We start from the raw sequence: 24,987 nt of genomic DNA on the forward strand, positions 1-24,987 counted from the left end.
GGCCGGCGCACGGGGCACGCCCGACAGGCCCCGCCGCCCGCCCGCCGGCATTCCTGTGCGATGCAGAAACTGACGCGAGTCAAAACCCAGTTCATCCGGTTCCGCAGCCGCAAGAACCCCCTGCGACTGCGCGTGGGTGGCGAATTGGATGATTTCACGCTGGCCTACGAAATGTACGGCCGGATGAACTCGGACCGTTCCAACGTCATCCTCCTCTTCCATGCCATGACCGGCAGCCAGCACGCCGCCGGGTACAATCCGCACGTGCCCGGTCTGGACGGACGCTGGACCGAGGAAAATCACATCGGCTGGTGGGACGCCTTCATCGGGCCGGGCAAGGCGTTGGACACCCGTGTGTTTTGCGTGCTGTGTGTCAATTACCTCGGCGGCTGCTACGGCTCCACCGGACCGGCCTCCATCAACCCGAAGACCGGACGCCGTTGGGCAGCCGACTTCCCCGTCCTCCGGATGTGCGACATCGTGGATTCGCAGATCCGGTTGCTGGACGAGCTGGGCGTGCGCCAGCTGCACGCGGTCATCGGAGCCTCCATCGGAGGTTTCCTGGCGCTCACCCTGGCCACGCGTTATCCCGACCGCGTCCGGGTGGTCGTGCCCATCGGGACGGGCCCGGAAACCACCATCTACCATCGCATCATCAACTTCGAACAGATCACCGCCATCGAGAGCGACCCCAACTTCCGGGGCGGCAACTACTACGACGGCCCCCCGCCGGAGACCGGCCTGGCCCTGGCCCGCCGTATCGCACACAAGACCTTCGTCTCCCTGGAGATGCTCAGCGAACGGGCCCGCAGCGAGATCGTGCCCCACAAGCCCCCGCACGGCTGGTACGAAATGAATCACCCGGTGGAATCCTACATGCTCCACCAGGGGCTGAAATTCGTGAAGCGGTTCGATGCCAACAGCTACCTCCGCATCCTGGACGCCTGGCAATGGTTCGACCTGGCAGCCGAGGCCGGGGCACCCGACCTGTCCGCCGCCTTCGAACGTTGTCGCGGCCAGAAGTACCTCGTCTTCAGCATCGATTCCGACCTCTCTTTCCCCAGGTCGGAACAGGAGAAACTGGTGCAGTTGCTCAAACGGGCCCACGTCCCCTGCATCTGGATCACGGTGCACTCCGAGAAGGGACATGATTCGTTCCTGCTCGAACCCCGCCTGTACACGCCGCATCTCCAACAGGAACTGGGTTCCTGAGCCCAGCCCCGCCGGCATGGACACCCACCCCGACCCGCGGACCCGACCATCCCGCGACCACGAACCGCGGACACGCTCGGGAGGGAGGCGCGCTTGTCCTGCACGCGCCGGGCATGGTCACCAACAAGCCTCTGACAAGTGAAGGACTCCTCCCGACCCGGCCGGGAAGCCGCTTCGGCCCCGCTCCAAGCGCGGTCAAGGGCCTGCCTGCGCGTGCAACCATCGCCGCGCGGATCCGGCAACCAGCCAGCCAAGCGCCGGCCCCGGAGGAAAGTCAGCAGCCCGGCATTTTCACCAACGCCAGTGCCGCAGCGCCAGCGCCACCACGGTCAGTGCCAGCATCAGACCGGACGGCATGAATTTCTTGCTCTTCAACAGGCGCCAGCCGAAGACCAGCAACAGGGCAACCAACAGAAGATCAGGCCCCAGTGGAAGCTGTAGCCACCCCAGCGCACACGCGCTCAGCGCGGCGGCAAACAGCACGGACACCACCAGCGACACCTTGCTGCCGGCCTTGAGCCAGCCAACCAGACCGCCCACCACCAGCAGCACGATGTAAACCCACAGCACCCGATCCGGTGTCATCGGCCCCACTCTACGTCATTGGGGCACGACGTCCAGACTGATGATGAGCCCCGGCTCGCACTCCACCACCACCTCCAACGGCCGGCAACAGATCTCGCAGTCGGTGTCGAATCGCTGGAATCCCTCGCTGGTGTCGATGACCAGATCGAATTTCTGGCCGCAATGGGGGCAGGTCACTGTTTGGGTCACTTCCATGCCGAACCCTACGCCCGGGCTCCGAAAAGGCAAGGGCCACCTCGGGCAGATCCACGCCAACTTCGGATGACCCTGCCGGGCCTGCCCGGTCACGCGGAGACCGGCCCGGTGATCTTCCATCATCCCGGTGGCGCCCCCGAGCCACCCCCGGCCGACGGCCTCAGGCAACCCGAACCCGAGCTCCTCGAAACTCGCCGGGAGATCCGGCGCGGGTCCGTCACAGGCGCATGCCCCAGCCGCCGGTGGCATGGGCTCCTGCCACGGTCCCGGATCTCTCACGGTTGGCCAGCAGGTACGCCGGTCGTCCCGGAACCGGAGGCGTGTGCGGCCGGTCCGGTCGGTTGAAGCGGCCCCGGGGCGCCTTGGGCCGCAGAGGCCGCCCCGCCCGCCGCAGGCGAACCGCCCTTGGCTGCGGCCCGGCCCTGCACCGTGGGAGGCAGCTGGCCCCAACGCCCTCCCGTCCACCGATGAATCCAACCGTGGCTGTTGAAAAGGCTGTAGAGGAAGCAAACCACCAGAACCAAGGCAGACACCCAGGGGGGCCCACGGCCGTCGCTCGGCAAAAGGATCCCCCGCACCGATGACAGCGCTCACCGGGACCTTGCCCACCCGTGTCAGCGAGGTCCCAAACGGCACGTTGATCCGCGCCCGGGTGTTCAACGCCCAACCGTTGGCGTCCAGCAAAGGTCCCAGGTTCCGTTTTCGCAGTTTCAACCAGGCCAGCACGACATACGGGCCCGAAACCACCATCATCAAAGCCGCCAGCGCGACGCATACCTTCCAAAACGGCAGCTTCACGAACCCGGTTATGTAGCCGGCCAGCGTGCCGAAGCCGTGCCCGAGGCCCCCACCGTCAATCCCAGCGCGCCACCAAGCCCAGGTCTGCCCGACCCAGTCCGGTCTTTTTTCGCCGCGGCAGCCGGTTCGCCGCCCACCGGCAGCGGCAAGGGCACGTTCTTCTCCGTCGCGGCCGCGCGCTGAGCCACCTGCTCCTCCACGAATCTGGCCAGCTTCTTGTACGGTCACCAAAACGCCTCGCGCAGACTGATGGGGTGCTCCACCAGCCTCACAATGGTCGCGTCCCAGTCCCGCCCCTGCCGGTCGTAAAACACCCCGTTGCGCCCCACGGCCAGGTGATCCGAATCCCCGTCAGTAAACGCGGCCACAATGTACATCTTCTCCCCGGTGGCCTTTCGCACGCACTCGCAGTAGGCCAGAAACGCCCCGGCGGCACTGGCCAGGCCGGCGTGCCGGGCCGGGTCTTCCACACGCAGGCAGAGCGAACAGGCCCGCTGGTCCAGATACAGCGTGCCAAACTGAAAAATCGCAGGCTCGCCCCGATCGTAGAAATCCCGGAAATTGACGAAGTTCTGGCAGAACAGGTGCAGATCCCGGTGAAACCGCAACAGCTTTTCCAGGTCCCGAATCGCTTGCACCGCGGGTTCCTCGGCCCGATCCAGCGCGATGAGCCGTCGCAACTCTTCCCGCCCTCGCCCCGCCAGGATCTCGCGCACGCGCCGGATGCCGAGCTTCTCCACGGAGGTCACAGGTCTCGCCGCGCGCCAGGCCGCCGCCGGGCCCAGCTGCTCACACACCCTCACCCAGTCCTCCTCGGTCAATTCGGTCCGTTCGCCCAGCAGCGGTCGTACCACCCTTCGGTCCAGTTCCCGGATCGGCTCCACCCACGCCGGGTTCACACCTTCCCGCAAGGGCAGGGGCCTGCCCGGTGCCACGCGCGCCAGCGGCAGCGCGCGCACCGAATCCGGCAGCTCGGCCAGATTCGCCCCGCCCAGCGCCTGGTACGAAGCCGGGCCGGGATTCAACTGGGCATGAGCCTGCGGATCGAAAGCCACGAGCCGACACCGTTGGAAATAATCGTCCACCTTGGCGCGCACCGCCGACCAGGCCGCCACCGCCGCGTCCGTCTTTTCGCCCAACGGCCACAGCTCGGCCGTACGCGTCTCGCCCTCCCGGATCCATGCCTCCCAGGCGGCGCACTCGGCGAAAAACCTCTTCACCAGCGCCTCGTCCACACCTGCGCGACCGGAGCGATCCTTCACCGTGCCCGTGCACGAGAGGATCTCCTCGATCAACGACCGCGTGGCCTCATCCGCCGCGGTCTCCGGCACAATCACACCGTCGCCATTGAGCTTCGTCCCGGCCAGGATCCGCTCCAGATCCTCAACATCCGCCAGACAGATGCCGGTCGCATCCGGCTTGCCCAGACTGGCAAGCACCTTGAGCGCCGCAGCCCGAAGCGTCCCGCCCTCCGGCGTGCTGTCATCCAACGCATCCAGCGGCACGAAGTCCGTATGCTTGAGCAGGTCATCCGGATGTTTCAGCCGCCGGGCGACCCACCGGACCGCGGCGATCACATCGGGGGCCCGAATGCGCCCATCGCCATCCGCGTCCAGCAGGGCCAACGTCCGCCGGTCGAAGGCCAGGCCTTCCACCGGACATGCCAGAGCCATCCACAGCGTCTGGTCCAACTGGTCCAGTGCAAGCAGGTCTGCGCCGCTGTCCAGACGCACCTGACAAACGCCGCCCGCGCGAAAGAATCGCCAGCTATGGTTCAACCGGCTCATGTCCCCATTCACCGAATCAGCTTCCCTACCGATGATGGAGCCCGGGCACGCCCCGCGCCAGACCCGAACTTCACGAACCTCGCGGGCACGGCACCCGGTCTTTCTCCCCGCCGCCGAAGGCCCTCTCCGGCCTTGCCAGGCTGTGGTCCGGGCCCAACGATGAGTTCATGACGTCGCGCACGCACTTCCCGGTGGTCCTGCTGATCCTCAGCTGGGTGAACGTCCCGGCCGCCGAACCGGAAACCCGTCCTCCACGCGGGCTCGATCCTCGCGACGTGGCCCGGCTTCGGTGGATCCAGACCGCCACGGTCTCACCCGATGGACGGCACGTGGCCTTCCTGCGCATCGTCCCCAGGGACCTCCAGGACGACCCCAACGGCCCGGCCTGGTCGGAACTGTGGGTGTACGACCTCCAAGCCGGCCGCGAACGCCCTTTTGTCACCGGCAAGGTGGAACTTTCCCATCCGTCCTGGACACCCGATGGCAGCGCCCTGGCCTTCCTGGCCAAACGCGGAGACGACAAACACAAGGCGCTTTACCTGATACCGGTGGACGGCGGCGAAGCCCGCAAAGCCGCCGAACTCCCCACCGACCTCGTCCACTACGCATTCGCACCAGACGGACGACGCGTCGCCGTGGTCGCGCCCGAACCAGAACCGAAAAACCGTCGCAAGTGGAAAGAGAAAGGCTTCCTCCCCCAGGTTTACGAGGAAGACTGGGCCACCAACCGGGTTTGGATCCTCACCCTATTCGAGCCCGCCGCAGATCCTCCCGCGCCCCTGCCCCTCACCGGGCATGTCCATCGGGTGACCTGGCGTCCCGGCAGCGAACAACTGGCCGTCAGCCTCGCGCCCACGCCCTCCGTGGACGACAGCTACGTGCGGCAGCGCCTGCATATCGTGGACGCCGCCACCGGCGCGGTCCTCAGGCGGGTGGACAACCCGGGGAAACTCGGCACGTTCCGATGGAGCCCCGACGGACGGCATCTGGTCATGATCGCGGCAGGCGACCCGCACGATCCTGCCCCGGGCCGGCTCATGCTCGTGGATCCTGTCACCGGAACGTTCACCGATCTGCTCCCGGACTTTCCGGGCCATGTGGAGGACTGCGACTGGACGGCGCCGGATCGGCTTTGCGTGCTGGCCAGCCAGGGAGTCGGCTCCGCCCTGTACGAGGTCTCATGGAACGGTTCCGAAGCACGGGTGCGCCGCCTTCTCTCATCCGAAGGCCCCGTATTCAGTGCCCTTTCCACAAGTGGCTCGAACGCCACGACGGCACTCGTGGGCAGTCACGCCACACATCCGCCGGAACTCTTCATCGCCTCCCCTGACGTGTCCCGGCCCCGCCGCGTGACCGACAGCAACCCTTGGCTGGCACAACGACGGCTGGCACCGCAGGAGGTGGTTCGCTGGACCGCGCGCGATGGACTTGAACTGGAGGGCGTGCTCATCCGGAGGCTCGACGAGGACGGCCGGCCCGGTCCGCTGATCCTCTCCGTTCACGGCGGCCCGGAAGCGCACATTCGCAACGGCTGGCTCACCTCCTACAGTCTGCCCGGCCAGGTCGCAGCCGCACGGGGCATGGCGGTCTTTTATCCCAACTATCGCGGCAGCACCGGCCGCGGCGTCGAGTTCTCCCGGCTCGGCCAGCGCGATCCGGCCGGCCGGGAATTCGACGACCTCGTCGACGCGGTGGATCATCTGATTCGCATCGGCGTGGCCCAGAGCAACCGCGTGGGAGTCACCGGCGGCTCCTACGGCGGATATGCCACGGCCTGGTGCGCGACCCGGTACTCGGACCGGTTCGCCGCCGGCGTCATGTTCATGGGAATCAGCGACAAGATCTCGAAGGTCGGCACGACGGACATCCCGGACGAAGAATACCTCGTCCACGCGCGCTTCCGGCCCTGGGAGAACTGGTCGCTGCTGCTCGAGCGCAGCCCGATCCATCACGCCGGCAATGGTCGCACTCCCCTGCTCATCCTGCACGGCAAGGAAGACCCGCGCGTGCACGTGAGCCAGGCACTGGAGATGTACCGGCACCTGAAACTCCGCAGTGCCGCACCGGTGCGACTGATCCTTTATCCGGGCGAAGGCCACGGCAACCAACGCGCCGCCACCCGATACGATTACCACCTGCGTACACTGCGGTGGTTCGAGCATTACCTGCTCGGCCCCGGTGGTCCCCCGCCACCTTTCCACCTCGAATACGATCTGCCGGAGCCCACGGAAGAATGAATCGCGGCCCGGGTCCCCACCCGCCGGGGCCAAAGCCCCTGGAAAGCCCGCCAAACCGGACCACCGGCAAAATCGTTCTCACGGGACTTCCTTTCCGGCGCGAGAGTGTTCATTCTGGGTGCGTCAGGCCAAGCCGGACACGAAACCGGATGCCCATTCCCCGGCCCGGAGAACCGTTGCGGGGGAGGGTGGTCCGCGTACCTGCCATCGGTGGCGGGCAAGCCGCGGAGCGGGTGTATCAGAATTCGGACGACTGGATATGAATGCGCAAGAGATTGTGGGCAAGGTCCGAAATCTGCCGCCGGTCTCCCAGGCGGCACTTCGGCTCGTGACCTTGCTCGACCAACCGGCCATCAGCAACGAGGAGATCGTCGAAGTACTCAAGTGCGACAACGTGCTGACGGCCAAGTTGCTGCGAGCCTGCAACTCACCGTTTTTCGGACTCGAAGAGCCCGTGGCTTCCGTGGACCAGGCCGTCTTCCTCCTGGGCCATCAACAGATCCTCCACATCGTCCTCAGCCTGGCCTTCGGCGGTGCCATGTCGGTCGTCCTCCCACGCCACGCGATGGAAACCGAAGACCTCTGGCGACACTCCGTGACGACCGCCCAGGCCGCGGAAACCATCCTGGACGGCGGACTCGACCTGGATGTCGAGCCTTCGGTGGCCTTCACCGTCGGCCTGCTGCATGACTTGGGCAAGCTCGTTCTGGCCCAGGTCCTCACCGCCGAGCAACAGGCCGAGATCCGGGCACGCGTTGCCCTGGCCGGCATGTCGCGCTCGGAAGCCGAACAAGACGTCATCGGCACCGACCACGCAGAAGTGGGAGGCGAACTCCTGCGGGCCTGGCGCCTGCCGGAAAGCCTCGTCGAGGGCGTTCGACATCATCATCGGCCCCGTCTGGACGATCCAGGCTGCCTCTCGGTGGTGGCCCACGTGGCCAACGTGGTCGCCCACCGCGCACGGTCGGACGCACCCGTCGTGCCCGGCACAGGCCTGCTCGACCCGGCCTTTCAACAGCATTTCAACCTCGACGAACCCCGGCTCGACGAACTGACCCGCCGCCTCCAGGACCAGTTCGAGAAAATCGAACATCTCATGCGCCTGGGATAATCGCCGCGGAGGACCCCATCCGACGCTGTCCGGAGCCCTTTGAACCTCCTGCAACCGGCGCCGGCGGCCTGCGCAACGCAGCATTCGCCACAAACCTAGCGGAGGTGCGCTGCTCCACCACCGGCCCCGGTCCCTCGTAAAACGCCTACAACCGAACCGCCGGCGTTGCACTGGCACTTCCGACACAACTGCCGTCGCGCGCCTGCCTGAAACGTGGACGACCCATGCTGTTCTGCAAGTGGCCGGCCCGCCGCCGAATCTTCCGCTGCGTGTCTGCCGGGGCTCAGGGCCCGCTCGATCGTCGCACCCCTCGCGCCGGCGGCTCCCCGCCTGAACAACCTGGAAGGCCTCCGGGGCGGTCTCGAACGCCAGACCACAAGCCCGCACCTGGAAACTTACGCACAAGGCCGCTAACATCGGCGGGCATCAGGTTTTCGCATTCGACTGCCGGTTCTCGTCCCACATCCTTCGAGGCAACCGATCGCTCGAACGCCGACCTCCTGCCCCGCATCACCGGAATCCACCCCACCAGTTACCCGGTTCCGCGACGCCATCCTTGTCCGGGCCGCCCGGACTTGCTTCGATCTCGCAGGCCCACATAAGCTGCCGCTGCCTATGCACTCTTCCACCCGACTCCGACTGTTCGGAATGATGGTCCTGGAGTTTGCCATCTGGGGCGCCTGGCTTCCGCTGATCTACACCTACCTGCCCAGCCTGGGCTTCTCCCCACTGCAACAGTCCTGGATCCTGAATGCCTTTCCCATCGCCGCCATTGTCGGCATGTTCTTCAGCAATCAATTCGCCGACCGTAACTTCGCTGCCGAGCGCTTTCTGGCCTTCAGTCACGCCGTGGGCGGGCTGGCCATGCTGGGCCTGGCGTTGACACGTTCCTTCTGGCCGTTTTTCGGGTTGATGTTGCTGCACTGCCTCCTGTACGTCCCCACCATCTCCATCTGCAACTCCATCGCATTTGCCCACATGCGCGATCCCCAGCGGGAGTTCGGCCCGGTACGCATGGGCGGGACCATCGGCTGGATCCTGGCAGCCTGGCCGTTCACGTTCATTCTCGTGGATTGGGACGCGGTGCGCGCGGCCACGCCGGAGGGCTGGATCGAATGGCTGGGCACCGTGCTCGGACACGGCCTCCAGGGCGAAGCCCTGTTTCGGTCCATTCGCTGGACCTTCGTGGTCGCCGGCCTCACCTCACTGCTCATGGCCGCCTACAGCCTCACCCTGCCGCATACACCCCCACGCCGAACCGCCGAAGGGCTCGACCGCCTGGCCTGGCTCAAGGCCATGCGGTTGTTGCGTCGGCCCTATGTGTTGGTGCTCTGGATCCTCACGTTCGTGGACGCGTTCCTCCTCTACTGCTACTTCAACTGGACCGGCGCCTTCCTGGCGGCCCGGCCTCAAGAGGGAGGGCCCGGCATCCCCGGCAACTGGATCATGCCGGTGATGAGCATCGGACAGGTCATGGAAATCCTCACCATGCTCATTTTGGGCGCCACGCTCAAACGGCTCGGCTGGAGGGCCACCATGACCCTCGGCATCCTCGGCCACGCCGCGCGTTTCGCCGTGTACGCATTCTTCCCCCAAAACCAGTGGTTCATCATCCTGGTCCAGATGCTGCATGGAGTCTGCTACGCCTTCTTCTTCGCCACCGTCTACATCTTCGTGGACGCTTATTTCCCCAAGGACAGCCGGGCCAGCGCCCAGGGCCTCTTCAACATGATGATCTTCGGGTTCGGCAACATCGCGGCCAACTTTGTCTGTCCCTGGTTGCGACAGGAGGTCTTCACCCACGACGGCGTCACGGATTACCGGGGACTGTTCCTCGTGCCCACCGTGATTTCCGTGCTCGCCGCCCTCGCGCTGGCCGCGCTCTTCCGCCCACCCCCACAGCCGGAACTGGCCGACCAGGCCACTGCAAGCCCGGCACCGGCCGGGGCCACCTGACCGGCCTCCCGAACACCGCCCTTGTGCACGCCGGCCCACTCCACAACCTGACGGGCATTCATACCGCCCGGGAGAGCCTCATCACGGCGGTTCCCTGGGCTCCCGAACGAGGTCCCGATCGAACCGATAGAACTTGCCCTGCACCGTAGCAAAACCCCGCTTCGACCAGTCGCGGCTGACGACCGGACTCGATAACATTGCAGAGTGTCCGCCGGCTTTGCGCTCTCTCCACCAGCTGATGCGCGTTCGCACCCTCCCCCTCACAACCTCGGGCGGACTTGCCCGGGCTCCCGTTCCGAGGGCTGCCGTGTCTGCATGGGAGGGCCCAACGCGGTGGTCCGGAATTCCGTACCGACGCAAGACCGGAGCCGGCGCCGGGCGAACCCCGCCGGCTGGCGCGGCTCTGCGGTGCCAGTCGTTCGCGATCCGCGGCGACACGGGTCCAACCCCCGAATCACCCACGGGCGCACAGCAAGAGAACCCGATCTGCTGGCGGCGCGCAGCCCGATGCACGCGCCCCGGCCTTTGACGTGACTCTCCCTACAACCCTACAGATGGCCTGTTTCGTCATCCGGTTTCGGCCGCTTGGCTCGCCGGCTCGCCAAGACACGCAATTTCATGCAAACCCCCCCGTCCGCGAACGGCCCGGCCAACAGCCGTCTTCGAGGTCGTTGGCTCCCGGTGTTTCCCGCGCGCCCGGCACAAGCCCCGCCGCCCCACCGACTGCCGATTCCCAGCCCGCGGGCCTCAACAGGGCAACCGTCGAAAACCGAACCGTGACAGGCTTGCTGCATGAACCTGGCCGAGCCAACGCGGGTGCCATCGCACGGAAGGATCGAGAAAGTCGTTTCGCAGGCACGCCGTGATGCGCCGGTTTCGAAGCCGCCGGTCAGGCGCCAAGGAGTGTCCCTCCGCCGGATTGCGGATTCGCGGAATTCCGTTTCCAACGGCTCGCGGCCCCCTGCGGTTCCTCGTCACGTCCCGCCCGCAGACACGCTGCAACCCACCCGGCTTTTCCGAGGGCTGTGTCCGCCCTTCGAAGTCCGCGGATTTCACCCGCTCAGGCTGGTCCATTCATAGGACGAACGTGGCGCATCTTCGGCACTTCACCCGCCGCAATGGAAAGCTCCCGGGGCAAGCCCCACAGTCAGAGGCCGGGGATTTGTAGCCGCCGCGAAAGAGAACCGTCGAAACTGATCAGCGCCCAGCCTTCATCCCCGAGAACGGTGTGCGCGGGGAGCAGGAGGCTCGAAAGCTCGCCAAAGATCGCCTTGGGCCTTGAAGGAAACGGCGCGGTGAGGTCGGCGGATCGGACTGCTGAGCAAACCTGCGGTGGGATACGAATCGCCCCGGCTTATTCGCCACGGCCAAGCTTTCGGGCGCCGGCTCTTTTTTTCGGGTCATCGTTTCCCGGCAAGCGGTGCTGCAGGCATCACCCGTGCATCTGAGGAGGCTCAATCTGGAGTTGTCGGCGGACACCCTTTCCCGGCCCCCCGCTTCGGACAGCCCGTTTCTCCGATGAGCTGGTTCCCCGCTGCCGTCCTTCAAAACGATGGCATCGGCCCGTCCGCAAACGTCGAAAGGCCCTGCTGAGAACACCGCAACCAGCAACCCTCGAGAGGTCTGACCGGATTTGCCGTCGCTTGATTTGTGGAGAGCCCGGGCACGACCGGTCGGAGTCGTACGTTTGACCGGTACCGTGGTTCCTTTCACGCGAAGCGCCAGTGCCTGTGCCCGGGGTGTGCCAGGGTGTGCCAAACAAAAAGGCCGCACAGCGTTTGCCGTGCGGCCTTGAAAACGGCGGTCAGGCGATTACTTCCGGCGGAAGACCATCAGCCCGAGCGCGCCCAGACCGAGCAGGGCCAGCGTGCCCGGCTCGGGGACATAGTAGATGTTGAAGCTCTGCAGACCCACCAAGTTGGGCGGGGTGTTAAACGTGCCGCCGATCGCTGCAACGTTGAACAACGCCGACTTGCCAGCAGCGATTTGACCACTGAGCCAAAGTGCTTCAGCCTGCGCCCAAGTAGTCACCGTACCCCCCAAATTGTCCCACACACGCAACTGCACCGTAGCGGCAGGAGCATCCGGAGCCACGTTCGGCAGAGTAGCAGTCGTGGGGACGACAAATCCAGCTGCTGCACCCGTACGGAAGGTGGTCGTTGGCGTTGCGGGTTGCAAGCTCGACTCTGGCTGGTTGTTGCCCGGAGCGGCAAACAGCTGCGCCGTAAAACCGGAGCCGGCCAACAGCGGCCTGCCACCATAGTCAGCCGACCCCGCAGGAAGGCCACTGCTCGTATTACCGATGATGCTGACGGTGTCGTTCGGGCCTAGAGGTCCGTAGATCGGCGCAATCACAACACCTGCAACTCGGTTGTTGAATGTGATGGTGCCCTGCGCCAGAGCTCCCACGGCAAACACCGTGGCCAATGCGACTACAGCTGTGGTTTTCATAGTCAGAGTGCTCGTCTAGCTAGCCAACTGAGGTTTCAAGTACAATTGGTTCTTCACTGGACTGTAAAATTGCGCACCCACGTAGCAGGCGCAGATTTCCGGCTAAAGAAAGCCTCGCCAACACCCAAGTTGGGTTCAGCAGGCAGCCAGCCTTGCTCCAGTTCGTCGTACGTCGCGCCTACGTAGGAGCCACCCCGATAAACGAACACTTGGTCGCCGTCGGCCGCGGGGAAAGCAAGCTGGGTAAGCGTGCCTGCCTGCGGAACCATGGAGCTTCGCACAGAGAAGCCAGCAGGAACAGGGTTGGTGAGAGATCCCTGAAGCACTTCTCCAACAAAGGTAATGGTCAATGCGTTGGCAGTGTTGTTTCTAACGAACCCACCTTCGCCAGGGTTGAGAGACACGTTCCCATTGGGCAGCCATCCACCCTCCAGCTCATCGTAAGTGTAGGTGTCCCAGCCTGTGCCGCTAAACTTAAAGAACTGTGTGCCGTCAGGTGCACTCGGGATCAATGAGCCGAGTGTGTTGTTGGTCGTATTCAACTGATTCGCGATCAGCGCGAAGCTGTTCGGCGGAATCGTGATGTTGTAGTACCCCACCACGTTGAGGGAGTACACGTTTTGCGCCATCGAGGCGGCGAGACCTGCTGCGAAGGCCGCAGCTGCCAGTAGTGCTTTGGTTCTCATGGTCCTCTGTGCTGTTGTTGGTTTTCTCTACCGTGTGCGAGGCCACTTTCCCAGAGCGGCCCAAAACTGTCAATAGTTTTTCGGAAAAAATTTGAACGCCTCACCAGCCACGCCCGTCCGTTCCCATCCACCGGTCCCCTGACCGATCCCCATACAACGCCCGGCCCGCCCGCCCGGACAACGCACCTCCAAGCATCCGCCGAATTGACCTCCTCCAGCCAGGGCTCACCGCGCCTGCCCTGTCGTCAACACGCTGATCACCAGCACCTTGCGAATTCAATCGCCACCTCCCTGTCCGCAACCTGAGCGCGACGTCCGACGCCACACCTGCACCCGCGCCATACAGCAGAAGGCATGCCATGTGCAGCAATTCGACAAGAATACAACCCAAACGTCAGGCGCCGACCGCACCCTGCCCGGCCGGATCCCGTGGGAAGTCCCGGGGGCCGGACGCATGGATGCGGATGCCGGCGCCAACTCTGCCAGCGTTCGTTTGCACTCCTTTTCCCGCATCGCCCCTGCCCAAACATCGCGAACCGCATGAACGGATGGGACGGACCCCCACCCCAACAAACTCCATTCGCACGTCACCGGCCATGGCCGGGGTTTCCAGCCGGTCAGGGACGCCAGGGGACCGCCGCGGTGCCGACGCAAAGGAAGTCGCTCCAGTGGCGGGGTTCCCAAGGGCGCCACCGTGTCGGAGCCCAATTTCGTCCGGCTTTGCGTCTTCTTCCATCCCGCGGCTGCGCCGGGCTGTGTCCCCTCCAAGCCGGCGATGCGAACGTACTCACCATCCTGTCGCGGTCCTCAGGCCGACCCCCGAATTCCCGGACAAGTGCAAGGCACCTGTGCAAATCCGCCGGAGGCAAGCCGGGTCCGATCATCCGTCGTGCGCGGCCGGGCTTTTCCGTTCTGCTCGTCCCATGGCACGGCTTCTTCCAGTTGCTCTCTTTGTGCGGAGTGGCCCGGGCGACCTGGTTCGCGGCAGCAGTGGCGGTTTCTCCATCCATCCCTCCGGAGGCCAGCAAAACCCGCGGCTCTCCGCGCAATGGCATTCGCGGAGGCTCGACGGTTCCACGGTGAAGGCGTCTTCGCTCTACCGTCGTGGGTGGGCCGTGCTCAGTTCGTCCTGAATCGCAGCAGGCCGCTGTGGCCAGTGCAGGGAGCAGACGCGTGGATCGGGTTCGCACGCATCCCCGGCGGTGGTTGCGCCGCCGTAAATGACGGGAGTGGCACCTGCACGGGAACAGGGCCCTCCGGCTTGCCGCTCGTGCTTGGGGTGGACAGAATGCAACCAGTGTTCCGCAGCAACGGACGATGCCAGGCCCGTGCCTGTCCAGGGGCAACCCAAGGAACCCCGTGGCTCGCAGTTCTGCTGTGCGTGCTGACGACCCTGGGCCGGATCCTGCCGTGGGCATGCGGGGAACCCGCCTATTTCTTCCAATGGTGGGGCACGGACGAAGGGCTGCCACAAAGTTCGGTGTCGGCCATTGTGCAGTCGCGCGACGGTTATTTGTGGTTGGGGACCTACGGCGGCCTGGTCCGTTTCGACGGGGTTCGGTTTGTGGCTTTCGACGCGAGCACCACGCCCGGGCTCTCCAGCAGCCGGGTCACAGCGCTTTACGAAGATCCGCAGGGGCGATTGTGGCTCGGGCACGAGAACGGATCGGCAACGGTGTACGAGTCGGGTCGGTTTCGACCGGTGCCCCTGCCGGAGTCCTGGGGCACGGGCAAGGTGTTGGCGATCGTGGCGGACGAAAGGGATCGGGTGTGGTTGGTGGATGAGGAAGGGGTGCTGTACAGCGTGAACGAGGGGCGGCGCCTGGTGCCGGAGAGCGGCCCCGGACGCGGGTTGGTCGCGGTAGCGCGGACGGACCGTGGCGAGGTATGGCTCGCCCGAAATGGCCGGCTTTCGGCGCTGCGCAACGGGCGGTTGGAACCCGAGGATTTCCATGAACCCGGCGCGGAAGGCTTTGTCCAAGGCATCTGTCCTGCGCGCCGAGGGGGGGTGTGGGTCTCTCGAAACGGGCGGGTGGGACGTTGGACGGGGACCGAATGGGCACAGGCGCCCGGTGAGGCGCCCTGGGGAGAGCATGGCGTGCCGGTGATGTTGGAGCTGCAGGACGGCACCTTGGCGGCCGGAACGACCGAAGCCGGGTTGTTTCTCCTGCCGGTCGGGGATCCGCCGTTGCACTTCACGCGGACGAACGGCCTGCCGCAGGACTGGGTGCGCTCGCTGTGTGAGGATCGTGAAGGGAATCTCTGGGTGGGCGTGGGAAGTGCGGGGCTGGTGGCGGTTCGCGCGGCCAAGGTCCGCACATTGACACCGCCGGACCGCTGGGAGGGCCGGCCAGTGCTCAGCGTCCTGTACGGCCGGGACGGTGCGTTGTGGATGGGCACCGAGGGTGCGGGTCTTTACCGGTGGCACCAGGGGCAGTGGGACAGGTTCGGAAGCGAGGCGGGTCTGGCCAATCCCTTCATCTGGTCCCTGGCCGAGGACAGCCACGGCCGGTTGTGGGTGGGCACCTGGGGCGGCGGGGTGTTCGTGCGGGGCGCGGACGGGCGATTCGCGCCTCCACCCGGATTGACGAACCTGACCGTGCCGGTGCTGGCGATGTTGCGCGGGCAACGGGGCGAGATGTGGCTGGGGACCGGGGACGGCCTCCTGCGGTATCAGGATGGGCGCGTGCAACGCTTCGGCCGTGCGGAGGGACTGCGTTCGCCCGATGTGCGTGCCCTGTTGCAAGAGGGCGACGGAACGTTGTGGTTCGGGATGTCCGGAGGCGGGCTGGGACGCTTGCGAGAAGGCCTTTTGGAACAGTGGCAGCGGAGGGACGGGTTGCCCAGCGACTACGTGCAGGCGTTGTGGCGGGATGAGCGGGGCGCACTCTGGCTCGGCACGGCCGGCGAAGGACTGGTCCGGTTCCTTGACGGGCGGTTCGCGCCCGTGGGGCCGCGGCAAGGGCTGCCGAACGGAGTCATTTGTCACATCACGGCCGACGACCGTGGTGCGGTCTGGCTGTCGACCTTTGGCGGGTTGATCCGTGTGCCCCGGGGCGAGCTGGATCGCGTGGCCGGGGGCGGCGCCGGTCCCCTTCATGCAGTGGTCTTCGGCAAGGGCGAAGGCATGCCCACGCTGGAATGCTCCGGCGGCCTCCAACCGGCCGGGTGCCGGACACCCGACGGCCGGCTGTGGTTCGCCACGAGCAAGGGACTGGTGGGCGTGGACCCTTCCATGAACAAGACCAACCGCCAGCCCCCGCCCGTGATCATCGAAGAGGTCCGCCTCAACGGGACGCTCGTCGTACAGCAGCCCATTTCGACAGCGGCAGTGGTCCGGATCCCCCCCGGCCGACACCGAATCGAGTTCCGCTTCACAGGATTAAGTTTCACGGTCCCTGAAAAGGTGCGGTTCCGTTTCCGCCTGGAAGGTGTGGATCGGGAATGGACCGAGGGAGGGACCGAACGAAGTGCGGTTTACCAGTACCTGCCGCCGGGGCAGTACACCTTTCAGGTCACCGCCTGCAACAACGACGGAATCTGGAATCCGGTGGGCGCGCGCGTGGTTTTCGCAGTGGCGCCTTTCTTCTGGCAGACCTGGTGGTTCCGGCTGCTGGCAGGTCTGGGCGCGGCGGGCGCCGTGGCGGGCGGCGTGGCCGCCGGGGCCCGGGCCCGGATGCGACGCAAACTGGAGCGGCTGGAACGGCAACAGGCGCTGGAACGTGAACGAGCCCGCATCGCCAAGGACATGCACGACGAGCTGGGTGCGGGCCTGACGCGCATCACCCTGCTGAGTCAAACCGCACGTGGCGAGCCGGGAGACCCCGCAACGGTGGCACCCACATTGGACCGCATCTTCGACACCGCACGCGAACTGACCCGTGCACTCGATGAAATCGTATGGGCGGTGAATCCGCGCCACGACACATTGGACAGCCTGGCCACGTATCTCGGCCGATTCGCGCAGGAATACCTGGCGGCGGCGCGAATCCGTTGCCGGTTGGACGTACCGGTGGATCTGCCGGCCTGGCCGTTGACGGCCGAGGTGCGACACAACCTCTTCCTGGCCTTCAAGGAAGCGCTCCACAACGCGGTCAAGCACGCGGGAGCCGCCGAGGTCCGCGTGCGGCTGGAAACCTGTCCACAGGGATTCACGTTGCTGGTGGAAGACGACGGCTGCGGCTTCGACCCCGCCCCCCTGCAATCCCCCTCCACCGAACCGCTGCGGCGGCGGGGGCAAGGACTGCAGAACATGGGGCAACGGCTCGCCGACGTGGGCGGCCGTTGCGAAATCGAAAGTCGGCCCGGTGCCGGCACGCGGGTGCGCTTCAGGATTGATCGAGGCGGCGTGATCTTCTGAGTGTGCTTCTGTACCCGGCCCGGACGCGAACACGAAGTCCGGTTCTCCCCCGCCACGATGAAAGGCCCCCGGAAGGCACCCGGGTCAGTGGCTTCGAACACGGCCCCGGCTTTTCCGGGCGGCTCTACGGCCATTCGAAGATTGACGGCCTGTGGGGGCTTGCCGAGTCTGGGGCGCACCATGGGACGGATCGAGCGAGCGCTGATCTCGGTGTGGGACAAGACCGGTTTGGTTCCCTTTGCCCGAACGCTGGCAGAGGCGGGCATCGAGATTCTTTCCACCGGCGGAACGGCCCGCGTGCTGCGCGAGGCCGGGTTGCCGGTCGTGGAGTTGAGCGATTACACGGGCTTCCCGGAGATGCTCGACGGGCGGGTGAAGACCCTGCATCCCAAGGTCCACGGCGGCCTGCTGTTCGTGCGGGACAACCCGGAGCATCAGGCCACGGTGGCCGCGCACGGCATTCGGCCCATTGACCTGGTGGTGGTCAACCTTTATCCGTTCGAGCAGACGGTGGCCCGGCCCGGCGTCACCTACGAGGAGGCCATCGAGACCATTGACATCGGTGGCCCGGCGATGCTGCGCAGTGCGGCCAAGAACCACGCCAGCGTGACGGTGGTGGTGGACCCGGCCGATTACCCGATCGTGGCCGAGCAGATCCGGCAGAACGGGCAAACCACACCGGAACTGCGCCGTCGGCTCGCCCGCAAGGTGTTCGAACGGACCGCCACCTACGACGCCGCCATCCGCACGTGGTTGGCGCAGCAGGAGCCTGAAACGGACCCCGGGACCCGGCCGCCCGAGCACCTCTGGATCCACGCCCCGCGCGTGCAGCTGCTTCGGTACGGGGAAAACCCGCACCAAAGCGCGGCGGTGTACGGTCGCTTTGGCGAGTACTTCGCCCAGTTGCACGGTCGCGAGCTTTCCTACAACAACATCCTGGATCTGACGGCCGCCGCGGCGTTGATGGCCGAATTCGCAGAGGACCCGCCCACGGTAGCGATCCTCAAGCACACCAATCCGTGCGGGGTGGGCCAGGGAGCCACCTTGCGCGAGGGATGGGAAAAGGCGTTTGCCACGGACCGCCAGGCGCCTTTCGGCGGGATCATCGCCGTCAACCGGACGCTGGACGGTGACTGCGCCGCCGCCATCGCCGAGATCTTCAGCGAGGTGATCGTGGCTCCGGACTTTGCCGATGAGGCGCTCGAGATCCTGCAGCGCAAGAAGAACCTCCGATTGGTCCGGCAGTTGAAACCGCAGCCGCCGGCACCGGAATGGGAGACCCGCAGCGTGGGGTTTGAGTCCTGGCTGCATCAGACGCGCGATCGCGTGCCCACACCGCCGTCCGGGGTGAAGGTGGTGACGCACCGGGCCCCGACCGAGACCGAATGGCGGGCCCTGCGTTTCGGTTGGCGTGTGGTCAAACATGTCAAATCGAATGCCATCGTGTATGCCGGCCCGGATCGGACGCTGGGAATTGGCGCCGGTCAGATGAGCCGGGTGGACGCCAGCCGCATTGCCGTTTGGAAGGCGCACGAGGCGGGGTTGTCGCTGGCCGGGAGTGTGGTATGCAGCGATGCGTTCTTCCCCTTCCCGGATGGCCTGATTGCGGCGGCCGACGCGGGGGCCACCGCCGCCATTCAACCCGGCGGATCGGTCAGGGACCCGGAGGTCATTGCTGCCGCCGACGCCCGCGGCATGGCGATGGTGTTCACAGGCGTCCGGCATTTCCGGCACTGAACGGCCGGCGGATGCGGCGCTCAGCCTTCGGCCCGGTTCAACAGCCAGAGTTCAAGCGCCAAGGTCCCCACGATCAGCGCCCAGCTCGCAGCTGTCGCAAGAACGCGGCGCCGGACCCGGAGCGGTGAAAGCTGGAACCGGACCCGCGCGCCGCCGAACGTCAGAATGTCACCGCTGGAGAGGCGGGCTTCCCGCACCGACCGATCGTTGACCCACAACGGGGCCTCGCCCACCGCACGCACATGAATGCCGTCGCCCCGGACCCATTCGAAGCGGAGATGATGATCCCACACACCCGGCGCCTCCCATACAACACCGTTGCCGGGTGCCCGGCCGAGCGAGGCGGGAAACCGCCCGATCGTGATGCGGCGGTTGCGGATCGGGTCGCTCAGTCCCAGCAGTTCGATCATCACCAGAACCGCCGCGGGACATGGATGCGGTCGCCGGGCATGACCTTGGGATCGAGTTCGGGATTCTCGATCGCCTTGCGGCAGTTCACCACCTCGGTCTGGCCGTTGGCCCGGACCAACAACACGCGGGTTTTGCGGGCGAAATCCGTGAAGTCTCCAGCCGATTGAATGGCCTGGGTCACGGTCAGTTCACCCAACCACGGGTATCGCCCCGGGGACCGGACCTCGCCACCGACGTAATAGAACCGCTCCAGAGACTTCACGGTGACGGTCAGCCGCGTGTAGTAGCGGGAGTACCGTTCCTGGATTTCCTTCTGGAGTTCGCCCGCCGTTTTCCCGGCGGCGATCACCGAACCGATCATCGGCAGGGTGATGGTGCCGTCTTCCTTGATCCGTTCCTCGTGCGGGGGCGGCGGGGGTTCCACGCCGGAAAAGGTGACCGTGACCGTGTCGCCGATTCGGAACCTCTCCACGGCAACTGCGCCGCTGGCGCCATTGGTGGAGGAGGTGTACTGGACCTGGGAGACGGACGGTCCCACTGCGGCCGGCTCCGGGAAGGTCGCCCAACCGTTGTCCGTGGTACCGCAACCTGCCAGCATCCCTGTGAGGATCAGCCCGCAGATGAGGACAGTCCATCCCCTCCAACGCTCCCGTGCGCTTTTCATGCGTCCCTTTGCCATTCCGCTGGACCGACCGGCTCAGTACTTGGGTTTGATCTCCGCCCGGGCCACCTCGCCCGAGATCGCCTTGCCGGTCTTCTCCTTGTCCCTGCCGGAGTCGGCTTTTTCCGAGTCGTCGCTCCGGTAGTAGTAGTCGTGATAATAGCCGCTGTAATAGTAGTAGCTTTCGTCCTGCGAGAGGTTGATGTTGTTCAGGACGATGCCGATCAGGTTGCCGCCGACCTTTTCGATCAACTGCTTGGCGCGGATGTTCATCGGCTGGGGATAACGGCGGTATTGGATGACCTGCAAGGCCATGTCCACCTCGCTGGCGAGGATGGAGGCGTCGCTCACACCCATGATCGGCGGGGAATCGAAGAAGACGAAATCGTACCGTTGCTTCAGTTCGTTGATGAGCTCGCGCATGGCCTGCGAGCTGAGGATTCCGAGCGAGCTGCTGGGCAGTTTGCCGCTGGGCAGGAAGTCAAGCGTGGGCAGTTGCGTGGTTTGAATGACCTCCTCGAGTTTGTTTTGACGGAGCAGGTAGTTGGTCAGGCCGATGGCGTTGCTGACCTTGAGTCGCTTGTGCAGGGCGGGCCGGCGAAGGTCCGAGTCGACGATCAACACCCGCTGGTTGCTCTGGGCAAAGACGGTGGCCAGGTTCAGCACCGTGGTGGTCTTCCCCTCGCCCGCACCGGCGCTGACCACCACCAACGTGTTGAGTCGCTCGTCCTTCCTCGAGAAGAGAATGTTGGTGCGCAGCACCCGGTAGGCCTCGGCATGCGGGCTTTCGGCACCTTCTTCCAACAGGAGACCCACGTTCTGCGGGATGACACCCAGAACGGGCGCACCGAGCGCACGTTCCACGTCGTCAATGGTCTTCACGCTGGTGTCGAGGTACTCGATGAAGAACGCCAGGCCGACGCCGACAACCAAACCGATGATGACGCCCAGCCCGATGTTGAGGGTCTTGTTGGGCTGCACGGGACGGATGCCGGGCTTGGCCTGCTCCACGATGGTGACCATGGCGGTCTTGGGCAGGTCCACGTCAATTCGTTCGGCCTTGAGTTTGTTCTCGAGCACGCGCTGGAAGGCAATCAGGTTCTCCAGCTCGCGCTTCTTTTCGAAATAGGGGCGGCTCTTCTCCACCTTCTCGATGTCCTTTTTCCGGGCGTCTTCGAACGCGGCCACGATCGAGTCGAGCCGTTCCTTCAACGACGCCACCCGGACCTCCAGCCCGAGCAACAGACCGTCCACGCGGTTGGTGATCTTGCGCTTCAACTCCTCGATCTGCTTCCGCACGGTGACCACCGTGGGGTGTTCGTCGGCGTAATCGCGCCGGAGCTGGATCAGGGTCTGCTCCGCCAGATTGAGGCTCTGGAGCAGTTCGGTGAGCTGGGGATCGTCCCGCATGGCGGCGGAGATGACCTGGGGAAGCTGATCCCGCGGGACCGACTTCAGCTGCTCCAGCAGCTTGGCTTCCGCCTCGTACTGCGACTGAGCCTCGATGCGCATCGCCTCGAGCCGGCGCACGGTTTCCGCCTCCAACAACAGCGTGGGGCCGGTGCCGGCAGCGTCGACGTCCGAGATTTGCAGTTCACGCCGCAGGCGGTCGAGTTCACGCTGGGTCTCGTCAATCCGTTTCTGGTGCTCCTCCAGGCGTTCCATCAGCACGGCGATCCCCCCCATGCTGAGCTTCTTGCGCTGCTCGATGCGGTAGTGTTCGTAACTGCGGGCGATGGCATTGGCGATGTCGGCGGCCTCCTGCGGGTCTTCGCTGACGACGCGGATTTCGATGATGCTGGTGTTGCGCCGCGGGCTCAGATCCATGCGGTTGCGCAACAGCATGAGGGCTTCCGTCATCGTGAGTGGCTGGCCCGCGTTGTACTTCTCGCCCCACCGGCGCATGAGGTCGAGCTCGTTGACCACGTTGGTCAGCACGACCTCCGAATTGATGACCTGGAACTCGGTCTCGATGAAGTAGGGATCGTACCCGGGGTTGTAGAGGGGGTCCACGAAGCCCCGGATGTCGGTGATGTCCCGCTCCACCTTGATGAGCGCGGTACTGGCGTACCGCTGGGGCATCATGTAGGTGACCAGGATGGCCGTCAGGACCACCAGGGTGAAAACGGCCAGGATGACCGTCTTGCGGATCCGGATGATCCGCCAGTAGTCCAGGAAGTGCAGCTTGGTTTCGGGGGGAGGAGGGGCGACTTTGTTGGCTTCCATACAAAAAAGCAGGGGGCCAGAACCCGTACCGATCCAGCCCCCTGCGACTCACATCCGGTTCAGTAGCTGGCCGTGACTCCGATGTACACCCGGTTGCGGTCATAGGACCGGCCCGGGATGTCCGAATTCAGCCGGTCAAAGTTGTAACCGGCCTCGCACGAAAGGAAGCGATTGATCTGGTAGGTCAAGTTGATCCCAGCCGAGAAGAACTGGTCGCTCTGGTCGCCGTAGAGACCACCGTCGAACGTGGAATCCTGGTATCGCACGTTGGCAATGGCCACCAGTTTCGGGGTGATCTGGTGGCTGATCAAACCATAGACGGTGCTGCTCTCCTGCGAACCGGTGATCCGCCCGGCGAACGGAGCAATCACGTCGGTCGCATAGAACGAATGGACGAACCCGATCTGCACGTTGCCGCCGCGGGCGTACCCGTAATTGGCGCTCACGTCCACGTACGGGATCCATTTGTCCTGGTTGATCCGGTCGTTGTCGTAGTCGATCTGGGTGGCCCCCAACTTCAACGACGCGCTGGCATTGCGCAGGAACGCATGGTTCACACCGGCATAGATGTAGTGGGAAATGTTGTCGCGATCCTCGGACATCACCGGTGTGGCGCCGACCCATGCGATCTGCTGGTCGCCCGTGTAGTGAGTGAGACCCAGGTTGTAGCCGACCAGCGCCGTCGTCTCGGGCAGGGCCTGCCACCGAAGGTTGCCCACGATCAGGTGTTCCACCCGGTCCAGCAAACCCGAAAGACTGGCACGCTGGAACACACCGCCCGGCCCGGTGACGATGCGGTCCTGGTCGTAGTTCCAATAGACATTGTTGTATCCGAGCTGGACACCCAGCAGGCGGGTCAACTGGGCGTTCCCCACCAGCCGGGCCCGGTTGCGGATGTTGTCGCCTTCCGTCCGGTAGGGCACCCCGTTGTCCAGCAGCTCGGGTTCCTGGGCCACCACGAAGGTGTCGCTCAACTCGACGCTGTAGCGTTCGCTGAACGCGTGGTTGAACTGGAGATCCACCTGATGGCTGTGATCCCAGGCGTCACTGCTACGGTCCTCGTAGTATTTGCCGGAATAGAGGTAGCGGAGACCGAGGTAGGTCTGCTCCAGCGGCAGGTTGAACTGAACCGAGGGCGCGATGTTGAAGCCGAAGCTGTCACGCTCCTGCTGATTACTGTAGCCGTAGGCGTAGTTGTCGTCGTAGAAGCCACGCAACGTGGCGGAGACACTCCAGGTCTTGGTTGCGTCCGGCCCCACCAGCCCGGGAGAATAGGCAGAGACGCCCGAAATCCCGACCGTCACCAAGCCGACAGATGCCACGATCCTTTTCATAAGCTTTGACCTTTGGTTTGATGCACGCCCCGGCGCCACGTTCCTACGCCACCGAAGCCGCTTCCATTTCTACCATGCTCGATGGGTTCGTCAACAAATCTTGCGCCCATTTAACGCCTTCCACAGCTTCCTGCAAGCGAAATGTTTGCGTGAAAAGAAAAAAAACGCCCGCCCGCACCCGCCCTCATTTCCGCCCCACATGCACCCCGCACCGGTTTGGCGGCTCTTGCGCCATGCGCGTTCTCGTCCTGTACGGACTCGGGCATCCCCATCCCGCCGCCCCTGCAGCATGACGCCCTGTCCCCCTACCCTGGGCCGGGGCGGGGCGGAAATCGGGTTGGGAAGCAGCGTGGCGGGCGCCTCAACGTTGACCCGCCGGCGGGATGCGAACCTCCTGACCGACACGCATCCGACGGGGTTCGATCCCGGGGTTGGCCTCCAACAGGGCCTGCAGGCTCACGCCGTATCGCCGGGCGATGCGGGTCAAAGTCTCTTCGGGCTGCACCACGTGCATGCGCCAGCCGGGTGCGGTCTCCCGGGGCTCGGGCACGGGCCGGCGCGGGGCACCGGCGATGGGCGCGGGCCCTGCCTGGAAAGAACCCGCAATCGCCGGGCCGGTGGGGGCCGGCGGTGGCGGGGCAGCGCGTTGAGCGTCGTCCGGCTCACTCACGGCAGCAGCGTTGGAAAGTGCACGGGCCAGTTGCGCTGCGTAAGCCTGCCAGCGGGCCAGGTCGGCTTTGAGCCTGCGGTTTTCCTCCACCAGTTGTTCCAGCTCGCGTTGAAGTCCCGGACCGATGGGCAGCGGCAGGACCGTTCGGGCCAGCTCTTGTTTGCAGGCCTGGATTCGTTGCCGTACGATGTCGGCGTTCTCGGCCCGCGGTCGCAGCTTCAAATAACGCTCGTAGTGGTACACGGCCGCGGCCGGATCCGGCACCTTGACATCGTAGAGCCAACCCAGTTCGAAATGGGCGGAAGCCGATCTGGGGTTGACCTCCAGGGCGCGCTGGAAGGCTTCGATCGCCCCAGCATAATCCATGCTGTTGACGCGGGCCTTGCCGAGGCGGTAGTGGGGCTCTTTCTGTTCGTCGAGGGGGCCTCCCGGCCCGGGCATGCAACCCGCCATCCACACCGCCACCAGCCCGCATCCCAGCAGCGCCTGCCATGCCCAACCGCCGCGATGCATCGCCCGAACCTAAACCAGCCGGCCGGAACCGCGCAACGTCCCCTTGAACCGCCACCT

At 65.2% G+C, this 24,987-nt stretch carries 17 protein-coding genes; 7 read left to right on the forward strand and 10 right to left on the reverse strand.

Annotated elements, in window-relative coordinates:
* Positions 1-60 precede the first annotated feature (60 nt).
* A complete protein-coding gene (metX, locus tag ACPDIX_RS04895) occupies positions 61-1,212 on the forward strand; it encodes a homoserine O-acetyltransferase MetX (protein ID WP_423430663.1) in 1,152 nt (383 codons plus the stop codon).
* A gap of 291 nt (positions 1,213-1,503) precedes the next feature.
* On the opposite strand, the gene ACPDIX_RS04900 is transcribed toward metX, so the two are convergent.
* Together ACPDIX_RS04900 and ACPDIX_RS04905 are read right to left on the reverse strand one after the other, a co-directional pair.
* Positions 1,504-1,797, reverse strand: a complete 294-nt coding sequence (locus ACPDIX_RS04900; protein WP_423430664.1) for a TMEM14 family protein — start codon at positions 1,795-1,797, stop codon at positions 1,504-1,506.
* Positions 1,798-1,812: 15 nt separating this feature from the next.
* The gene (locus ACPDIX_RS04905) at positions 1,813-1,992 is read right to left on the reverse strand and encodes a CPXCG motif-containing cysteine-rich protein (RefSeq protein WP_423430665.1); all 180 of its coding nucleotides are present in this window, start codon (positions 1,990-1,992) and stop codon (positions 1,813-1,815) included.
* 580 nt (positions 1,993-2,572) lie between these two features.
* On the opposite strand from ACPDIX_RS04905, the gene ACPDIX_RS04910 reads away from it, so the two are divergent.
* Positions 2,573-2,806, forward strand: a complete 234-nt coding sequence (locus ACPDIX_RS04910) for a hypothetical protein (RefSeq protein ID WP_423430666.1) — start codon at positions 2,573-2,575, stop codon at positions 2,804-2,806.
* Positions 2,807-3,014: 208 nt separating this feature from the next.
* Here ACPDIX_RS04910 and ACPDIX_RS04915 read toward each other — a convergent pair whose 3' ends face one another.
* Positions 3,015-4,577, reverse strand: a complete 1,563-nt coding sequence (locus ACPDIX_RS04915; protein ID WP_423430667.1) for a hypothetical protein — start codon at positions 4,575-4,577, stop codon at positions 3,015-3,017.
* 167 nt (positions 4,578-4,744) lie between these two features.
* Here ACPDIX_RS04915 and ACPDIX_RS04920 point away from each other — a divergent pair, with 167 nt between their 5' ends.
* From ACPDIX_RS04920 to ACPDIX_RS04930, 3 genes are all read left to right on the forward strand, one after another.
* Positions 4,745-6,814, forward strand: coding sequence for a prolyl oligopeptidase family serine peptidase (locus tag ACPDIX_RS04920; RefSeq protein ID WP_423430668.1), 2,070 nt, complete (start codon positions 4,745-4,747; stop codon positions 6,812-6,814).
* Between the two features lie 259 nt (positions 6,815-7,073).
* Entirely contained in the window at positions 7,074-7,925 is an 852-nt protein-coding gene (locus tag ACPDIX_RS04925; protein WP_423430669.1) for an HDOD domain-containing protein, read from the forward strand.
* A 615-nt stretch (positions 7,926-8,540) separates the two neighbouring features.
* A complete protein-coding gene (locus ACPDIX_RS04930) occupies positions 8,541-9,881 on the forward strand; it encodes an MFS transporter (RefSeq protein WP_423430670.1) in 1,341 nt (446 codons plus the stop codon).
* 1,812 nt (positions 9,882-11,693) lie between these two features.
* Here ACPDIX_RS04930 and ACPDIX_RS04935 read toward each other — a convergent pair.
* Together ACPDIX_RS04935 and ACPDIX_RS04940 are read right to left on the reverse strand one after the other, a co-directional pair.
* Positions 11,694-12,332 carry a PEP-CTERM sorting domain-containing protein gene (locus ACPDIX_RS04935; RefSeq protein ID WP_423430671.1) on the reverse strand — a complete coding sequence of 213 codons (639 nt, stop codon included), beginning with the start codon at positions 12,330-12,332 and terminating at the stop codon, positions 11,694-11,696.
* 53 nt (positions 12,333-12,385) lie between these two features.
* Positions 12,386-13,018: a hypothetical protein gene (locus ACPDIX_RS04940; RefSeq protein ID WP_423430672.1), complete on the reverse strand. Its 633-nt coding sequence runs from the start codon at positions 13,016-13,018 to the stop codon at positions 12,386-12,388.
* A gap of 1,381 nt (positions 13,019-14,399) precedes the next feature.
* Between ACPDIX_RS04940 and ACPDIX_RS04945 the strand changes: the two genes are divergently transcribed.
* Together ACPDIX_RS04945 and purH are read left to right on the forward strand one after the other, a co-directional pair.
* A complete protein-coding gene (locus tag ACPDIX_RS04945; protein WP_423430673.1) occupies positions 14,400-17,378 on the forward strand; it encodes a two-component regulator propeller domain-containing protein in 2,979 nt (992 codons plus the stop codon).
* Positions 17,379-17,558: 180 nt separating this feature from the next.
* Positions 17,559-19,115, forward strand: a complete 1,557-nt coding sequence (purH, locus tag ACPDIX_RS04950; protein WP_423430674.1) for a bifunctional phosphoribosylaminoimidazolecarboxamide formyltransferase/IMP cyclohydrolase — start codon at positions 17,559-17,561, stop codon at positions 19,113-19,115.
* Between the two features lie 20 nt (positions 19,116-19,135).
* Here the strand turns inward: purH and ACPDIX_RS04955 are convergent, their stop codons facing one another.
* From ACPDIX_RS04955 to ACPDIX_RS04975, 5 genes are all read right to left on the reverse strand, one after another.
* Positions 19,136-19,525 (reverse strand): FHA domain-containing protein, encoded by a 390-nt coding sequence (locus tag ACPDIX_RS04955; RefSeq protein WP_423430675.1) that lies wholly within the window; start codon positions 19,523-19,525, stop codon positions 19,136-19,138.
* The gene (locus ACPDIX_RS04960) at positions 19,525-20,190 is read right to left on the reverse strand and encodes a polysaccharide biosynthesis/export family protein (protein WP_423430676.1); all 666 of its coding nucleotides are present in this window, start codon (positions 20,188-20,190) and stop codon (positions 19,525-19,527) included. The genes ACPDIX_RS04955 and ACPDIX_RS04960 overlap by 1 nt, the downstream gene beginning before the upstream one ends.
* A gap of 33 nt (positions 20,191-20,223) precedes the next feature.
* Positions 20,224-22,413, reverse strand: coding sequence for a GumC family protein (locus ACPDIX_RS04965; RefSeq protein WP_423430677.1), 2,190 nt, complete (start codon positions 22,411-22,413; stop codon positions 20,224-20,226).
* A gap of 59 nt (positions 22,414-22,472) precedes the next feature.
* Positions 22,473-23,747, reverse strand: a complete 1,275-nt coding sequence (locus ACPDIX_RS04970) for an outer membrane beta-barrel protein (RefSeq protein WP_423430678.1) — start codon at positions 23,745-23,747, stop codon at positions 22,473-22,475.
* A gap of 361 nt (positions 23,748-24,108) precedes the next feature.
* Positions 24,109-24,930 carry a LysM peptidoglycan-binding domain-containing protein gene (locus ACPDIX_RS04975; RefSeq protein ID WP_423430679.1) on the reverse strand — a complete coding sequence of 274 codons (822 nt, stop codon included), beginning with the start codon at positions 24,928-24,930 and terminating at the stop codon, positions 24,109-24,111.
* Between the last annotated feature and the right edge of the window lie 57 nt (positions 24,931-24,987).

It is taken from the genome of Limisphaera sp. 4302-co (assembly GCF_049537155.1).
Lineage (GTDB): Bacteria > Verrucomicrobiota > Verrucomicrobiia > Limisphaerales > Limisphaeraceae > Limisphaera.

What these genes read in the sequence shown, in the direction of transcription:
- ACPDIX_RS04960 (WP_423430676.1), bottom strand. Translation starts at nt 20,190, where the DNA reads ATGAAAAGCGCACGGGAGCGTTGGAGGGGATGGACTGTCCTCATCTGC.
- ACPDIX_RS04920 (WP_423430668.1), top strand. Translation starts at nt 4,745, where the DNA reads ATGACGTCGCGCACGCACTTCCCGGTGGTCCTGCTGATCCTCAGCTGG.
- ACPDIX_RS04915 (WP_423430667.1), bottom strand. Translation starts at nt 4,577, where the DNA reads ATGAGCCGGTTGAACCATAGCTGGCGATTCTTTCGCGCGGGCGGCGTT.
- ACPDIX_RS04925 (WP_423430669.1), top strand. Translation starts at nt 7,074, where the DNA reads ATGAATGCGCAAGAGATTGTGGGCAAGGTCCGAAATCTGCCGCCGGTC.
- ACPDIX_RS04965 (WP_423430677.1), bottom strand. Translation starts at nt 22,413, where the DNA reads ATGGAAGCCAACAAAGTCGCCCCTCCTCCCCCCGAAACCAAGCTGCAC.
- ACPDIX_RS04975 (WP_423430679.1), bottom strand. Translation starts at nt 24,930, where the DNA reads ATGCATCGCGGCGGTTGGGCATGGCAGGCGCTGCTGGGATGCGGGCTG.
- ACPDIX_RS04955 (WP_423430675.1), bottom strand. Translation starts at nt 19,525, where the DNA reads ATGATCGAACTGCTGGGACTGAGCGACCCGATCCGCAACCGCCGCATC.
- ACPDIX_RS04905 (WP_423430665.1), bottom strand. Translation starts at nt 1,992, where the DNA reads ATGGAAGTGACCCAAACAGTGACCTGCCCCCATTGCGGCCAGAAATTC.
- purH (WP_423430674.1), top strand. Translation starts at nt 17,559, where the DNA reads ATGGGACGGATCGAGCGAGCGCTGATCTCGGTGTGGGACAAGACCGGT.
- ACPDIX_RS04935 (WP_423430671.1), bottom strand. Translation starts at nt 12,332, where the DNA reads ATGAAAACCACAGCTGTAGTCGCATTGGCCACGGTGTTTGCCGTGGGA.
- ACPDIX_RS04930 (WP_423430670.1), top strand. Translation starts at nt 8,541, where the DNA reads ATGCACTCTTCCACCCGACTCCGACTGTTCGGAATGATGGTCCTGGAG.
- ACPDIX_RS04970 (WP_423430678.1), bottom strand. Translation starts at nt 23,747, where the DNA reads ATGAAAAGGATCGTGGCATCTGTCGGCTTGGTGACGGTCGGGATTTCG.
- ACPDIX_RS04940 (WP_423430672.1), bottom strand. Translation starts at nt 13,018, where the DNA reads ATGAGAACCAAAGCACTACTGGCAGCTGCGGCCTTCGCAGCAGGTCTC.
- ACPDIX_RS04910 (WP_423430666.1), top strand. Translation starts at nt 2,573, where the DNA reads ATGACAGCGCTCACCGGGACCTTGCCCACCCGTGTCAGCGAGGTCCCA.
- metX (WP_423430663.1), top strand. Translation starts at nt 61, where the DNA reads ATGCAGAAACTGACGCGAGTCAAAACCCAGTTCATCCGGTTCCGCAGC.
- ACPDIX_RS04900 (WP_423430664.1), bottom strand. Translation starts at nt 1,797, where the DNA reads ATGACACCGGATCGGGTGCTGTGGGTTTACATCGTGCTGCTGGTGGTG.